Source organism: Caulobacter sp. KR2-114 (assembly GCF_049446115.1).
Classification (GTDB): domain Bacteria; phylum Pseudomonadota; class Alphaproteobacteria; order Caulobacterales; family Caulobacteraceae; genus Acaudatibacter.
The window spans coordinates 492,287-505,233 of record NZ_JBMSEC010000003.1 but is presented as its reverse complement, the minus strand read 5'-3'; the positions used below and the strand labels follow the sequence as shown (position 1 = coordinate 505,233).

General features: G+C 71.2%; 11 protein-coding genes. 7 read left to right on the top strand and 4 right to left on the bottom strand.

The features are described from left to right. The first annotated feature begins 12 nt into the window (after positions 1 to 12). The 3 genes from ACO2Q3_RS14725 to mmsB are packed head-to-tail and all read left to right on the top strand — an operon-like array spanning position 13 to position 3,132. On the top strand, positions 13 to 1,149 hold the full coding sequence (locus ACO2Q3_RS14725; protein ID WP_423307742.1) for an isobutyryl-CoA dehydrogenase: 1,137 nt from the start codon (positions 13 to 15) through the stop codon (positions 1,147 to 1,149). Between the two features lie 16 nt (positions 1,150 to 1,165). Then, positions 1,166 to 2,239 (top strand): enoyl-CoA hydratase/isomerase family protein, encoded by a 1,074-nt coding sequence (locus ACO2Q3_RS14720; RefSeq protein ID WP_423307741.1) that lies wholly within the window; start codon positions 1,166 to 1,168, stop codon positions 2,237 to 2,239. Next, the gene (gene mmsB / locus ACO2Q3_RS14715) at positions 2,236 to 3,132 is read left to right on the top strand and encodes a 3-hydroxyisobutyrate dehydrogenase (RefSeq protein WP_423307740.1); all 897 of its coding nucleotides are present in this window, start codon (positions 2,236 to 2,238) and stop codon (positions 3,130 to 3,132) included. Before ACO2Q3_RS14720 ends, mmsB begins: the two co-directional genes overlap by 4 nt. A 187-nt stretch (positions 3,133 to 3,319) precedes the next feature. On the opposite strand, the gene ACO2Q3_RS14710 is transcribed toward mmsB, so the two are convergent. After that, positions 3,320 to 4,096 (bottom strand): tyrosine-protein phosphatase, encoded by a 777-nt coding sequence (locus ACO2Q3_RS14710; RefSeq protein ID WP_423307739.1) that lies wholly within the window; start codon positions 4,094 to 4,096, stop codon positions 3,320 to 3,322. Between the two features lie 122 nt (positions 4,097 to 4,218). Between ACO2Q3_RS14710 and ACO2Q3_RS14705 the strand changes: the two genes are divergently transcribed. The 4 genes from ACO2Q3_RS14705 (at position 4,219) to ACO2Q3_RS14690 (ending at position 9,672) form a co-directional block, all read left to right on the top strand. After that, positions 4,219 to 4,998: an enoyl-CoA hydratase gene (locus ACO2Q3_RS14705; protein WP_423307738.1), complete on the top strand. Its 780-nt coding sequence runs from the start codon at positions 4,219 to 4,221 to the stop codon at positions 4,996 to 4,998. A gap of 193 nt (positions 4,999 to 5,191) precedes the next feature. Continuing rightward, a complete protein-coding gene (locus tag ACO2Q3_RS14700; RefSeq protein WP_423307737.1) occupies positions 5,192 to 5,779 on the top strand; it encodes an OmpH family outer membrane protein in 588 nt (195 codons plus the stop codon). 153 nt (positions 5,780 to 5,932) lie between these two features. After that, the gene (locus ACO2Q3_RS14695; protein WP_423307736.1) at positions 5,933 to 7,927 is read left to right on the top strand and encodes an ATP-binding protein; all 1,995 of its coding nucleotides are present in this window, start codon (positions 5,933 to 5,935) and stop codon (positions 7,925 to 7,927) included. After that, positions 7,924 to 9,672: a hypothetical protein gene (locus tag ACO2Q3_RS14690; protein WP_423307735.1), complete on the top strand. Its 1,749-nt coding sequence runs from the start codon at positions 7,924 to 7,926 to the stop codon at positions 9,670 to 9,672. Before ACO2Q3_RS14695 ends, ACO2Q3_RS14690 begins: the two co-directional genes overlap by 4 nt. A gap of 158 nt (positions 9,673 to 9,830) precedes the next feature. Here the strand turns inward: ACO2Q3_RS14690 and ACO2Q3_RS14685 are convergent, their stop codons facing one another. From ACO2Q3_RS14685 to ACO2Q3_RS14675, 3 genes are read right to left on the bottom strand one after another with little or no spacing between them, the layout of a single operon-like run. After that, complete coding sequence (locus ACO2Q3_RS14685) at positions 9,831 to 10,955, bottom strand: protein-glutamate methylesterase/protein-glutamine glutaminase (protein WP_423307733.1); 1,125 nt, start codon at positions 10,953 to 10,955, stop codon at positions 9,831 to 9,833. Positions 10,956 to 10,961: 6 nt separating this feature from the next. Continuing rightward, positions 10,962 to 11,861, bottom strand: coding sequence for a CheR family methyltransferase (locus tag ACO2Q3_RS14680; RefSeq protein WP_423307731.1), 900 nt, complete (start codon positions 11,859 to 11,861; stop codon positions 10,962 to 10,964). Then, positions 11,861 to 12,907 carry a methyl-accepting chemotaxis protein gene (locus ACO2Q3_RS14675; protein ID WP_423308011.1) on the bottom strand — a complete coding sequence of 349 codons (1,047 nt, stop codon included), beginning with the start codon at positions 12,905 to 12,907 and terminating at the stop codon, positions 11,861 to 11,863. The genes ACO2Q3_RS14680 and ACO2Q3_RS14675 overlap by 1 nt, the downstream gene beginning before the upstream one ends. Positions 12,908 to 12,947: the final 40 nt, after the last annotated feature.

Below are 12,947 nucleotides of genomic sequence, written 5' to 3'. Positions count from 1 at the left end.
GACCTTGCGGCGATGAGCTTCACCCTGAACGAGGACCAGCAGGCGATCTGGGACGCCGCCAGCGCCTTCGCCGAGGCAGAGCTGGCGCCCCATTCGGCGCGCTGGGACGAGGAGAAGCACTTCCCCGTCGACGTGCTGCGCCAGGCGGCCGCCCTGGGCTTCGCCGGCATCTATGTGCGCGAGGACGTGGGCGGCTCGGGTCTGGGGCGGCTGGACGCCTCGCTGATCTTCGAGGCGCTGAGCCACGGCGATGTCTCCACCGCGGCCTTCATCTCGATCCACAACATGGCCTCGTGGATGATCGACCGCTTCGGCGCGGACGACCTGCGCCAGCGCTACCTGCCCAAGCTGACCAGCATGGAGCTGATCGCCTCCTATTGCCTGACCGAGCCCGGCTCCGGCTCGGACGCCGCCTCTCTCGTGACCACGGCGACCCGGGAGGGCGACGACTATGTGCTGACGGGGGCCAAGGCGTTCATCTCCGGCGCCGGGACCTCGGACCTCTATGTGGTCATGGCCCGCACCGGCGAGGCGGGCGCGCGCGGGGTCTCCACCTTCGTGGTGGAGAACGGAACCCCCGGCCTCAGCTTCGGGGCGCAGGAGCGCAAGATGGGCTGGTCCAGCCAGCCGACGGCCATGGTGCATTTCGACGGCGTGCGCGTGCCGGCCGCCAACCGCGTCGGCGACGAGGGGCAGGGGTTCCGCTTCGCCATGGCCGGTCTCGACGGCGGGCGGCTGAACATCGCCTCGTGTTCCTTGGGGGGCGCCTGTCTGGCGCTGGAGACCGCGCAGGCGCACCTGTCCACCCGCAAGCAGTTCGGCCGCCCGCTGGCCGACTTCCAGGCGCTGCAGTTCCGCCTGGCCGACATGGCCACCGAGCTCGACGCCGCGCGGCTGATGGTGCGGCGGGCGGCGGCGGCGATGGACGCCGGCGATCCGAACGCCACCCGGTACTGCGCCATGGCCAAGCGCTTCGCCACTGACGCCGGCTTCGAGGTGGCCAACCAGGCGCTGCAGCTGCACGGCGGCTATGGCTACCTCAAGGACTACCCCCTGGAACGGATCGTCCGCGACCTGCGGGTGCACCAGATCCTGGAAGGGACCAACGAGATCATGCGCGTGATCATCGCCCGAGAGATGCTGAAATGAGGGAGATGCTGAAGGGATGAGCGAAGACCCCCAGGTCGACCCCGAGATCGTCGTCTCCCGCGAGGGCGCGCTGGGCCGGCTCAGCCTCAACCGGCCCAAGGCCCTGGGCGCGCTGAACATCGCCGTCATCGAGGGCATGACCAAGGCGCTGCTGCAGTGGCGGGATGATCCTACGCTGCACGCGGTGATGATCGACCACGTCGGCGAGCGCGGCTTCTGCGCCGGCGGCGACATCCGCTTCCTGGCCGAGAGCGCCGCCGGCGACGGCTCGGGGGCGAAGCACTTCTTCTTCATCGAGTACCAGCTGAACGCCCTGATGGCGGACTATCCCAAGCCGATCGTGACGATCATGGACGGGGTGACCATGGGCGGCGGCGTCGGGCTGTCTTGGACCAGCCGCTATCGCGTCGCCACCGAGCGCACCACGCTGGCCATGCCCGAGACCGGCATCGCCCTGTTTCCGGACGTGGGCGGGGGCTGGTTCCTGCCGCGGTTGCCGGGGCGGACAGGGCTCTACCTGGCGCTCACCGGCGCGCGCATAAAGGCGGCGGACTGCCTCGCCCTGGGGATCGCCACCCACAATGTCCCGTCGAGCGAGCTTGCGGCGCTGAAGCAGACCCTGGCGGCGGACGCCGAACAGGTGGAACAGGTGCTGCAGAGCTTCCACGTCGATCCCGGCCCGGCCCCGATCGGCGCCCTGCGCCATGAGATCGACCGCCTGTTCGCCCACGACCGCGTGGAGGAGGTGATGGCGGCCCTGGCCACTGACCCGTCGCCCTGGGCCAAGGACCAGGCGCGGATCCTGGCGACCAAGTCGCCCACCAGCCTGAAGGTCTCCGCCCGGCTGCTGGCCGAGGGGCTGAAGGCCGCCAGCTTCGCCGAGGAGATGGTCACCGAATACCGCGTCGCCTGCCGGGTCGGGACCAGCGCCGAGTTCCGCGAGGGGGTTCGCGCGGTGATCGTCGACAAGGACAACGCCCCGGCCTGGAATCCGCCGGACCTGGCGGGGGTCACGGACGCCGCCATCGACGCCATCTTCGCCCCGCTGGACCACGACTGGGCGCCGCTCTCGCAAGAGGTATCCGCATGAGCACCATCGCCTTCATCGGCCTCGGCAACATGGGCGGCGGCATGGCCGCCAACCTGGTCAAGGCCGGCCAGACCGTGATCGCCTATGACCTGGTCCAGGCCGCCCTCGACCGCGCCGCCGGCCATGGCTGTCGCATCGCCGCCTCCGCCGCCGAGGCGGTGGGCGAGGCCGACGTGGTGATCACCATGCTGCCGGCGGGCGCGCACGTGCGCCAGGTCTGGAGCGCCGATGTCATCCCTCACGCCCGGCAGGGGACGCTGCTGATCGACTGTTCCACCATCGACGTTGACAGCGCCCGCGCGGTGGCCGAGGCGGCGAGCGCGGCCGGCTTCCGTGCGGCCGACGCCCCCGTCTCCGGCGGCATCATGGCGGCGGACGCCGGAACCCTGGCCTTCATGGTGGGGTGCGCCGACGAGGTGTTCGCCGAGGTCGAGCAGGTGCTGACGCCGATGGCGCGCGCGGTGATCCACGCCGGCGGCGCGGGCGCCGGCCAGGCCGCCAAGATCTGCAACAACATGGTTCTGGGCGTGTCGATGCTGGGCGTCTGCGAGGGCTTCGCCCTGGCGGAGAAGCTGGGCCTCGATCCGGAGCGGTTCTTCGACATCGCCTCGAAATCGTCCGGCCAGTGCTGGAGCCTGACCACCTACTGCCCCTGGCCCGGTCCGGTGCCTACGGCGCCCTCGAACCGCAACTACGAGGGCGGCTTCCTGGCCAACCTGATGCTCAAGGACCTGAAGCTGGCCCAGGCCGCCGCCGCCGCCTCCGGCGCCAGCACCCCGCTGGGCGCGCAGGCCGAGGCCCTCTACGCCCTGTTCGCCGGCCTCGGCCACGGCGACAAGGACTTCTCCGCCGTGCTGCAGATGCTTCGGGGAAAGCTGGAGGAACTGGCTTAGCAGGCGCTGACCTGTGGCCCCTTCCACCATTCGCCCTTCGGCCGAATGGTCCCCCTTCCCCGTTTCACGGGGCAGGAATCGCAGCGGCGCGGCCTCTTCTCCTCCCACGCGGAGCGAAGCGGAGCGGGGGAGGGGGACCATTCGGCTACCAGCCGAATGGTGGAGGGGGCCTGCGAACGCGCCGGCCCTACCCTAGCAACCGCTCGCAGATCGCCTCGCGCATGGCCTCATCCACCCCCAGCACATCCGCCAGGTATGCATCCACCGAGCCGCTGCGGTCGGTGATCACCTTGAACGAGGCCTGCAGATAGTCGGGATGCACGGAGACGGCCATGCGCAGCGCCTCGGGGCTGGCCCGGACCCCGGCCTGGTCGCGCATCCAGCCGCCGAGGAAGCCCATCTTCCGCTCGATGCGGGCCTCGTCGTTGGTCAGCAGGTAGTCGGCGATCATGTCGTCGTGCGCCACGCCGGCCAGATGGTGGGTCAGGGCGCAGATCAGGCCGGTGCGGTCCTTGCCGGCCGCGCAATGCACCACCAGGGGACCCTCGCCATCGGCCAGGATGCGGAAATAGCGGCGGAACAGGTCGATGTGGCGCGCCTCGAAGGGGCTCAGCCGGTACATCGCCAGGCTGTCCTCGTAGAACCAGGCCGGGGTCACCTCGTCCAGGCCCCGCAGCACGTCCAGCCAGTCGTGATGCTCGGAGACCATGTCGTTCTCGACCACCTGGGCGTCGAACCCCGGCCAGCGCCTGGCGGGCTCGCGCCGGCGCTCCTCGGGGCGGCGCAGGTCGACGATGGCGGTGACGCCGAGGTCGCGCAGCCGGGCGAGGTCGGCGTCGGTGGCGTGCGCGTGGTAGCCCGAGCGGTACAGCCGGCCGGCCTTCAGCGCCCGCCCGCCGGCGCCGGCATAGCCGCCGAAGTCGCGGAAGTTCTCGATCCCCTCGAAGTCGATATGCCGTTGCATGACGATCGCTCTAGCCGAGTCCGGCCCGCGCGGCGAGGCGCCGGGGCGCGACTGCTGACACCTCGCTGGACGGGGCGCACGCCGCGCCTTAAGCGCCTAGCCGATATCTGAAAGGACAGCCGATGGCCTACGAGACCCTGATCGTCGAGAGCCCCGAGCCGGGCGTGACCCTGATCCGGCTGAACCGGCCGCAGGCGCTGAACGCCCTCAACGGCCAGCTCATGGACGAGCTGACCGCGGCCCTGGACGCCGCCGAGGCCGATCCGTCCGTGGGCTGCACGGTGATCACCGGTTCGGACCGCGCCTTCGCCGCCGGCGCCGACATCAAGGAGATGGCCTCCAAGTCCTACGCCGAGGTCTATGGCGAGGACTTCATCACCCGCAACTGGGAGCGCGCCTCGCGCTGCCGCAAGCCGGTGATCGCGGCGGTGGCCGGCTTCGCCCTGGGCGGCGGCTGCGAGCTGGCGATGATGTGCGACTTCATCATCGCCGCCGAGAACGCCCGGTTCGGCCAGCCGGAGATCAACCTCGGCGTCTCGCCGGGGGCGGGGGGGACCCAGCGGCTGACCCGCTTCATCGGCAAGTCCAAGGCCATGGACATGATCCTCACCGGCCGGATGATGGACGCCGCCGAGGCCGAGCGTTGCGCCCTGGTCAGCCGGGTGGTTCCGCTGGACCAGCTGCTGCCGACGGCCCTGGAGGCGGCGAAGAGGATCGCCGGCCTGTCGCCCAACGCGGTCAAGCTGACCAAGGAAATGGTCAACGCCGCCTACGAGACGCCTTTGCACCAGGGGATCATGCTGGAGCGGCGGCTGTTCCACTCGCTGTTCGCCTTCGACGACCAGAAGGAGGGCATGGCGGCCTTCGTCGAGAAGCGCCCGGCGAAGTTCACCGGCCGCTAGACCGCGATTCTGCGTAACGCCGGTCTCGAATCGTCTGGCGTCGCCGCGCGGGGTTGCTAGGTTGCGCGCCGAACGGGCCGCCCGCCGGCCGACGCCATGATTTGACCGTCAAGCTGCCGCATCGAGGCGGCGCCGGACGGAAGAGCGCGGCGCCGGCCGCCGATCTCCGGCCATCGAGGAAAGGTTGAACTGAATGCGATCCATGATCTCCGCCGCCCTTGTGCTGGCCCTGGCCGCGCCGGGTCTCGCCGTCGCGCAGACGGCCTCAAGCCCACCGCTGGGCGGGCCGCTGGTGCCCGGCGTCTGCCTGATGTCCGTCGCCGCGGTGGACGCCAACGCCAAGGTGGGCCAGGCGGCGACCGCGCGCCTTCAGGAACTGCAACGCGCGGCGCAGGCGGAGGTGAACAGCGAGACGGCCGCCCTGCAAGCCGACGACAAGGCCCTGCAGGCGCAGAAGGCCTCGCTCAAGCCCTCCGAGTTCGACGCCAAGGCGCGCGCCCTGCGCACGCGCGCGGCCGCCTTGCAGCAGAAGGCCAACCTGCGGTCCCAGCAGTGGGAGCTGACCCGGCAGAAGGCGCTGCAGCGCATCCACGGCGAGATGGAACAGGTGGTTCCGGCGGTCTACAAGGCGCACGGCTGCGGCCTGCTGGTCGACCGCAATGCGGTGCTCGGCGGCAACATGGGCAACGATCTGACCAAGTCCGTGGTGGACGCCCTCGACGCCCGCATCACCACCATCAGCTTCGACCTGGAGCCGCCTCCGGCGCCCCCGGCGCGCTAGCTAGCGACGACGGGATCCGCCCGGTGGGCGGGTCCCGGGCAATCGCGCGCCGCGCCGGTCGAAAATCCGCGTTCTTCAACGTATCCGCAACGGCTGTTCTGTTAGCTGGTCGGCGGAGCGGCTCCAGAACGGGGCCGATGAAGGATCTGGGGCTTGGCAGGCGAAGAACGCCCGGCGCTACCACCCGCGCTGCAAGGCGAGGCGGGGGACTATCTTCGGCAGCTGGCCGACGCCGGTCAGGACTGCATGTGGATTCTGTCCGTCGATGGCCGGACACGGTTCGCCAACAGCCGGGGGCGCAGCCTGCTGCAGGCCGCCGGCGGCGACGCCGAGGACTTTCCCATCGTCGATGTCTGGCCGGCCGAGAGCCGCGCCTCGCTGGCGCGCGCCCTGGCGGGGGCCGCCGGCGGCCAGGAACAGCGCTTCCGCACCTTCTTTCGCGACGACCAGGGCGGCGGCGCCTACTGGGAGACCCTGGTCTCGCCGGTGCGCAGCGACGGGGCGACTGTCAGCGAACTGATCGCCGTCTCGCGCGACGTCACCGCGACGGTGGAGACCCAGGCCTTCCTGGAGACCGTGATCCAGCTGTTGCCGGCGCCGCTGACGGTCAAGGACGCCAACACCCGCCGCTACCTGGTGATGAACCGGGCGGTGGAGGAGCTGATGGGAATCGAGGGTGGCGAGGGCATCGGCCGCCTCGCCGAGGAGATACTGCCGGCCGACCGCGCAGCCCGCATCCGCGGCGCCGACGAGGCGGTGCTGCGCGAGGGGCGCATGGCGCGGCTCGAACACGTCACCTTTCCGTCCGTGGGCGACGGCCCGCGCTACTTCAATTTCAAGATCCTCGCCACACACGACGACGCCGGGCCCCGGCACCTGGTCACCATCGGCGACGACGTCACCGAGCGCAGGGCCGCGGCCGAGAAGCTGCAAGCGGCGCTGGAGGCGGCCGAACAGGCCAGCCAGGCCAAGAGCGCCTTCATCGCCAACATGAGCCACGAGCTGCGCACGCCGCTGAACGGCGTGCTGGCGGGCGCTGAGCTGCTGGCCGGCGAGACCCTGTCCGATCGTGGCCGAGAGCTGGCGGTGATGATCCGCGCCTCGGGTCGCGCTCTGGAGCGTCTGGTCACCGATATTCTGGAGATCGTCCGCGCCGAGCGCGGCGAACTGGCGCTGGACCCGGCGCCGTTCTCCATCGGCGAGGTGCTGGACCAGGCCCTCGATGAGGTGCGTCCGGCGCTTGCCCTGCGCGGCATCGGCCTGCGTGCGGCGCTCGACCCCGAGCTGACCGGCGCCGTCACCGGCGATGCCGGGCGTCTGCGCCAGGTGCTGGACCAGCTGCTGTCCAACGCCGCCAAGTTCACCGAGCGCGGCCGCATAGAGGTGCGGGTCAACCGCACGATGGGCGAGCGGGTGCGCTTCACGGTGGCCGACACCGGCATCGGCTTCGATCCTGAGCTGGGGCCGCGCCTGTTCGAGCGCTTCTTCCAGGCCGACGAGAGCTATACGCGGCGGTTCGAGGGGTCCGGCCTGGGCCTGGCGATCAGTCGCGAACTGGTCACCCGCATGGGCGGGACGATCACCGGCGAGGGGCGGCCGGGCGAGGGCGCCGCCTTCTGGTTCGAGATCCCCCTGCCCGCCGTCGTCCCCGATCGCTGGGAGACGGACGCCGCGGGGAGCGGGGCGTCGCTGCCGGAGCTGCGCATCCTGATCGCCGACGACCACCCCACCAACCGGCGCGTGGTGCAGCTCATGCTCGGCGACCTGGCGCAGGTGGTGAGCGCGGAGGACGGCGCCCAGGCGGTGGACGCCTTCCGGGCCGCCCGCTTCGACGCCGTGCTGATGGACATGCAGATGCCGGTGATGGACGGCCTGGCCGCCGTGCGCGCGATCCGGCAGCTGGAGGCCGAGGCCTGTCGTCCGCGCACGCCGATCATCATGCTCACCGCCAATGCGCTGGCGGAGCACCGGGCGGCCAGCGCCGCGGCCGGCGCGGACCTGCACCTGGGCAAGCCAATCACCGGCCAGGGCCTGGTGGCCGCGCTTCAGGCGGCGCTGGCCCGGCCTGGCGAGGAGACGGACATGGCGCCGCAGGACGCCGATCTTTACCCGGCCTTCGTGGGTGGTCGTGCAGGGTCCCCCGCGTGAGAACCTCAGCCGCCACGACCGACGACTTCGCCCCGTTCGCCGCCGCCCCGCAGGGCGGGCATTCGAACGCCGCCGACCGCCTCAGCCGCGCCCGTCGCACCGTGGAGGGCCGCTTCCTGGAGGCCGGCGAGGTGCTGGGGCGGGCGGTCGAAGGCCTGTCGGCCCTGGTCGGCGCCCTGGAACAGCTGGCGGCGGCCGTCGACGTCGGCACGGTGGCGCAGACCACCGCCGAGCTGAACGCCGCGGCCGACGGCCTGATGCGCCTGCCCGAGCGGCGCGCGCGCCGGCGCGAGGGCATCGGTCGCATGAGCGGCGCTGGCCGGCGCCTGACCGGCGGCATCGAGGACATGCGCCGCAACCTCGCCTATCTGCGCGCCTATGCGATCAACGTGAAGATCACCGCGGGCGGCATCACCGAGGCCGGCCGCGAGTTCGGCGACTTCGCCCAGGAGATCTGCGACTGCATCGAGGCGGGACGCGGACAGCTGGACGCCTTCGAGGCCGAACTGCGCGCGCTCGCCGGCGCCTTCTATGCCGCCGCGGCCCAGGAACAGGCGCTGGCTGAGCATTGCGCCGGCCTGCTGCCGGCCCTGCCCAACGGCCTGCGCCACAGCGCCGAGGCCATGGCCGCCCAGCGCCACCGCATCGGCCAGGCCGCCGTGGGCGTCAGCCACCTGGCGCGCACCGTGCAGCGCAAGGTCGGCCAGGCGCTCGGCGCCCTGCAGATCGGCGACATCACCCGTCAGCGGCTGGAGCACGTGGACGAGGGCCTGGCCATGCTGGCGCAGGCGCAGGGCCTGGATGAAGACCAGTTCCGCCGGATGTCGGCCTATGTGCACGGCCTGCTCGCCGCCCAGCTGCGGGCGGCCTCGGCCGACTTCCACGCCGACGTCGGCCGCATCGGCAAGGCCATGGCCGGCCTGGCGACCGATGCGCGCGAGATCCTGCGCCTGCGCGAGATGGCGTTCGGCGACGATGGTCGTGGCGGCGGCTTCCTGAGCCAGCTCGAGAGCCAGGTCGGCCAGGCCGTGACCCTGGTGGACGACATGAGCCGCGCCGATCAGCAGGCGCGCGGGCTGGGCGGCGAGGCGGCGGAGGCCGCCACGCGGCTGGGCCAGCGGATCGTCGGCCTGCGCGACATGAAGACCGATGTGCAGCAGATGGCGCTCAACACGACGCTGAAGTGCAGCCGCATCGGCGAATCCGGCAAGCCGCTGGCGGTGATCGCCGTCGAGCTGCGCCTGCACGCGGGGCATATGGAAGAGTCGGTGCAGGCGGCGCTGGGCGGGCTGGAAGGCCTGACCGAAGGCGCCTCCGAGCTGTCCGGCGAGCGCGACGCCCAGATGGAAGGCGGCGTGGTCGCCGACATCGGCGCCAGCCTGGCCGGGGCCGCCGACCGGCTGCGCCAGGCGGGCGAGGCCGTCGAGACCGATCTCGAGCAGCTGGCCCGGCAGGGCGACGCCGTGGTCGAGGCGCTGAACGCGGCGGTGGCGCGCATGGACTTCCAGCGCGAGATCGGCGCGGCCATCGACGCCGCCGCCGAGGCCTTCGACCGGCGGGCCGACGGCCTGATCCACGTGGAAGACCTCGAGGCCCCGCTCGGCGACCTGCTGGAGCGCCTGGCCAGGCGCTACACCATGGCCCAGGAACGCGAGACCCACGCCAGCTTCACCGCCGGACTGACCTTCGCGACCGTGGATCTGGCGGCGCCGGCCGCCGAGACCGACGAGGACGTGCTGTTCTGATATCCACTGTCATCCCGGAATTCGCACAGCGAATATCGGGGACCGCGGCAGGCGCTGTTGTTCGTGGAAATGACTGGGCGATCGGCGCTTCCAGCGGTCCCGGATAAGGCGCTGGCGCGCCTTTCCGGGATGACAGAGGGAAATAGGGCCCCAGGCGGCTAACGCGCGGCCGCCATCCGCAGCATCTCGGGGGCGATCTGGGACAGGGCCACCACCCGGTCGACGCAGCCCAGCGCGATGGCTTCCTTGGGCATGCCGAACACCACCGAGGTGGCTTCGTCCTGGGCGATGGTGCGGGCGCCGGCCTGCTTCATCTCCTGCATCCCGCGCGCGCCGTCGTCGCCCATGCCGGTCATGATCACGCCGATGGCGTTGGCGCCGGCGGAGCGGGCGGCGGAGCGGAACAGGACGTCCACGGAGGGTCGGTGGCGCGAGACCAGCGGGCCCGGCCTGACCGAGACATAGTAGTTGGCGCCGCTGCGCTCGATCATGGTGTGCAGGTTGCCGGGGGCGATCAGCACCCGGCCGCGCAGGATGGCGTCGCCGTCGGCGGCCTCCTTGACGTCGACCTCGCACAGGCTGTCGAGCCGCTTGGCGAACGAGGCGGTGAACTTCTCGGGCATGTGCTGCACGATGACGATGCCGGGGGCCGCCGAGGGCAGGGCTTCCAGCACCTGGCGCAGCGACTCCGTGCCGCCGGTGGAGGCGCCGATGGCGATGATGCTCTCGGTGGTGCGCGCCATGGCCCGGCCGCTGGGCGGCGGCAGCATGGCGTCGGCGCTGAGCTTCTTCTCCGGCTCGCGCACGCCCGGGCTCAGGTTGGCGCGCGGCGAGGGCGCGTCGAGCACCGGGGGGGCGTGGCGACGGCCCTGGATGCGGGCGCCGGCGGCGGCCTTCACCGCGTCGCAGATGCGGATGCGCGATTCCGCCAGCGCCTCGGCGACCCCGACCTTGGGCTTCAGGATGATGTCGACGGCGCCCGCCTCCAGCGCCTGCATCAGGGTTTCCGAGCCCGCCTCGGTCAGCGACGAGCACATCACCACCGGCACCGGGTGCTGGCTCATCAGCTTGCGCAGGAAGGTGATGCCGTCCATCCGCGGCATCTCGACGTCCAGGGTGATGACGTCCGGAATCTCGTCGCGGATGCGCCGGGCGGCCACGAACGGATCGGAGGCGACGCCCAGCACCTCGATCTGCGGGTCCGAATTCAGCACGTCGGCCAGCGTCTGGCGGACGGTGGCGGAATCGTCGACGACCAGGACGCGGATCTTGCGGGGTGGCACGGGGCTCTAGGCTCGCTGGAACACGGTGTTGGCGATCTGCGTCACCGGCAGGTCCAGGCCGACGATGGATTCCGAGTGGCCGAGGAACAAGTATCCACCCGGTCGCAGGTGCGAGCAGAGCCGCGACAAGACCGCCGCCTGCGTCGGCTTGTCGAAATAGATCAGGATGTTGCGGCAGAAGATCAGGTCCATGTCGCGATCGACCGGGTACTGATCGTCCATCAGGTTCAGCCGCGCGAAGGTCAGGTGCGAACGCAGCTCGGGCGCGATGCGCACCTCGGGCCGACGGGGATCGCGCGCGCGCATCACGTAGCGGCGGCGCAGCTCCATCTCCACCGGCTCGATCATCGCGGCGGGGAACACCCCGGCGATGGCCTGCCCCAGGACCTCGGTGCACAGGTCGGTGCAGAGGATCGAATAGTCCTGCCGGGTGCTGGCGCGGCTTTCCTCCAGCACCATGGCCAGGGTGTAGGGCTCGGCGCCGGTGGAGCAGGCCGAACTCCAGGCCTTGATCTCGCGGCGGCCGGTGCGGGCCAGGGCGGGCAGGGCGCTGGACGCCAGGAAGCGGAAGTGCGCCGGCTCGCGGAAGAACTCAGTCTTGTTGGTGGTGACGGCGTCGATCAGGTGGATGATCTCGCTGTCCATGCCGCCTTCATCGAACAGGTAGCGGCAGTAGCCGTTCAGCGAGTCGATGCGGGTGGCGCGCATGCGCCGCCGCAGCCGGCCCTCGAGCATGGTGCGCTTGGACGTCGGCATCTTGATGCCGCTGTAGCCGTGGATGAACTCGGCCAGGCGGCGGAAGTTCTTGCCGCTCAGCTGGTCGAGGCGGGCGGGCTCCTCCTCGCGCCGGCGACGGCTCGACGCGACGGGTTCGGCGATGTCCTCGGCGAGGGCGGGCTGACCCATCAGGCGTACTCCCGGAAGTCCTGGTCGTCGGCGTCGGGGCCACCCTGGGCGAGGTCGAGGGCGAAGCCCTTGGCCTTGGCCTGCTGCACGGCGACCGTGGCCTTGGCGACGGCGGGGGACTTGCGGATCGAAGGGGTCTTGAGCGGCGCGGCCGGGCGGCGGGCGGGAGCCCGGCGCTGGGACCCGGCGGTGTCGGTTCGGAAATAGGCGATGGAGGCCTGCAGTTCCTCGGCCTGGGCGGCGAGCTCCTCGGAGGTGGCGCTCATCTCCTCGGAGGCGGAGGCGTTCTGCTGGGTGACCTTGTCGAGCTGCTGGATGGCCTCGTTGATCTGGCTGGCGCCGATGTCCTGCTCGCGGCAGGCGGCGCTGATCTCGGCCACCAGCTCGGCGGTCTTGCGGATGTCGGGCACCAGGGAGGACAGCATCTCGCCGGCCGACTGGGCGGCCTTGACGGTCTCGGAGGAGACGGCGCTGATCTCGGCGGAGGCGGTCTGCGAGCGCTCGGCCAGCTTGCGCACCTCGGAGGCGACGACGGCGAAGCCCTTGCCATGCTCGCCGGCGCGGGCGGCTTCCACGGCGGCGTTGAGGGCCAGCAGGTCGGTCTGGCGGGCGATCTCCTGCACGATGGTGATCTTCTCGGCGATGGTCTGCATGGCGCTGACGGCGCGGGCGACGGCCTCGCCGGAGACCTCGGCGTCCTTGGCCGACTGACGGGCGATCTTCTCGGTCTGCGCCGCGTTGTCGGCGTTCTGCTTGATGTTCGCCGCCATCTCTTCCATGGCCGCCGACGCCTCTTCCGCCGCCGAGGCCTGTTCGGTGGCGCCCTGGCTGACCTGTTCCGAGGCCGAGGACAGCTGCTGGCTGCCCGACGACACGTTCTCCGAGGCGCTCGCCGCCTCGGTGACCACGTTGCTCAGGCGCTCGAGCATGCGCTTCAGGGCCAGGCCCATGGTGTCCCTGTCGGACTGCACCTTGGCGGTCACCGTCAGGTCGCCGTCGGCGATCTTGTCGGCCAGTTCGGCCGAGCCGCGCAGGCTGGCGACCATGCGCTGCAGGGCCAGGCCCATGCTGTCCTTGTCCGACTGC

What these genes read in the sequence shown, in the direction of transcription:
- ACO2Q3_RS14675 (WP_423308011.1), bottom strand. Translation starts at nt 12,907, where the DNA reads ATGGTCGCCAGCCTGCGCGGCTCGGCCGAACTGGCCGACAAGATCGCC.
- ACO2Q3_RS14710 (WP_423307739.1), bottom strand. Translation starts at nt 4,096, where the DNA reads ATGCAACGGCATATCGACTTCGAGGGGATCGAGAACTTCCGCGACTTC.
- ACO2Q3_RS14680 (WP_423307731.1), bottom strand. Translation starts at nt 11,861, where the DNA reads ATGGGTCAGCCCGCCCTCGCCGAGGACATCGCCGAACCCGTCGCGTCG.
- ACO2Q3_RS14720 (WP_423307741.1), top strand. Translation starts at nt 1,166, where the DNA reads ATGAGCGAAGACCCCCAGGTCGACCCCGAGATCGTCGTCTCCCGCGAG.
- ACO2Q3_RS14700 (WP_423307737.1), top strand. Translation starts at nt 5,192, where the DNA reads ATGCGATCCATGATCTCCGCCGCCCTTGTGCTGGCCCTGGCCGCGCCG.
- ACO2Q3_RS14725 (WP_423307742.1), top strand. Translation starts at nt 13, where the DNA reads ATGAGCTTCACCCTGAACGAGGACCAGCAGGCGATCTGGGACGCCGCC.
- mmsB (WP_423307740.1), top strand. Translation starts at nt 2,236, where the DNA reads ATGAGCACCATCGCCTTCATCGGCCTCGGCAACATGGGCGGCGGCATG.
- ACO2Q3_RS14705 (WP_423307738.1), top strand. Translation starts at nt 4,219, where the DNA reads ATGGCCTACGAGACCCTGATCGTCGAGAGCCCCGAGCCGGGCGTGACC.